This window comes from Pseudomonas sp. PDM22, from assembly GCF_014851965.1.
In the GTDB taxonomy this organism is placed as follows: domain Bacteria; phylum Pseudomonadota; class Gammaproteobacteria; order Pseudomonadales; family Pseudomonadaceae; genus Pseudomonas.
The window spans coordinates 1-594 of sequence record NZ_JACVAR010000026.1 but is presented as its reverse complement, the minus strand read 5'-3'; the positions used below and the strand labels follow the sequence as shown (position 1 = coordinate 594).

Annotated in this window: 1 protein-coding gene; it reads left to right on the top strand. The window is 59.4% G+C overall.

Annotation, left to right across the window (positions count from 1 at the left end; genetic code table 11):
• On the top strand, positions 1-591 hold a 591-nt coding region (locus IB255_RS31345), incomplete at its 5' end, for a hypothetical protein (protein ID WP_192211283.1).
• Between the last annotated feature and the right edge of the window lie 3 nt (positions 592-594).

The window sequence follows — 594 nt, the reverse complement described above, 5'->3', positions numbered from 1 at the left end:
GGAGGGGCGAGGGGCGGGAGGAGGGGGGGCGAGGGGAGAGGAAAGGGGGAGAAGACGGAGGAAGAAAGAGAGGGGGGGGGGGGAGAGAAAGGGGAGGGGGGGAGGGGAAGGGGAAGGGGGAGAAGGGAGAGGGAGAGGGGGAGAGGGAAGGGAGGAAAGGGGAAGGAGGGGAGGGGGAAGGAGGGGAAGAAAGAGGGGGGGGGGAAGGGGAGGGGGGAAGGGAAGGGGAAGAGAAAGAGAAGGGAGAAGAGGGAGAAGGAGGAGGAGAGAAGAAGAAGGGAAAGAAGGAAGAGGAGGAGGGAAGGGGAGAAAGGAGAGGAGAGAGAGGAGGAGGAAAGAGGAGGGAGGGAAAGGGAAAAAAGAAGAGAGGGAAAAGAAGAAAAGGGGGGAAGAAGAGGGAGAAGAAGGGAGGAAGAAAGGGGAAAAAAGAAAGGAGGGGAGGAGAGGAAGAGAAGGGGAGGGGAAAGGGGGGAGGAGGAAAGGAAGGAGGAGAGGGAAAGGGGGGAGGAGAGGAAAGGGAGGAAGGGAGAGAAAGAGGAGGGAAGAAGAGGGAAGGGGGAAAGGGGGAAGAGGGAAAGAGAAAAGAAGTAAAGG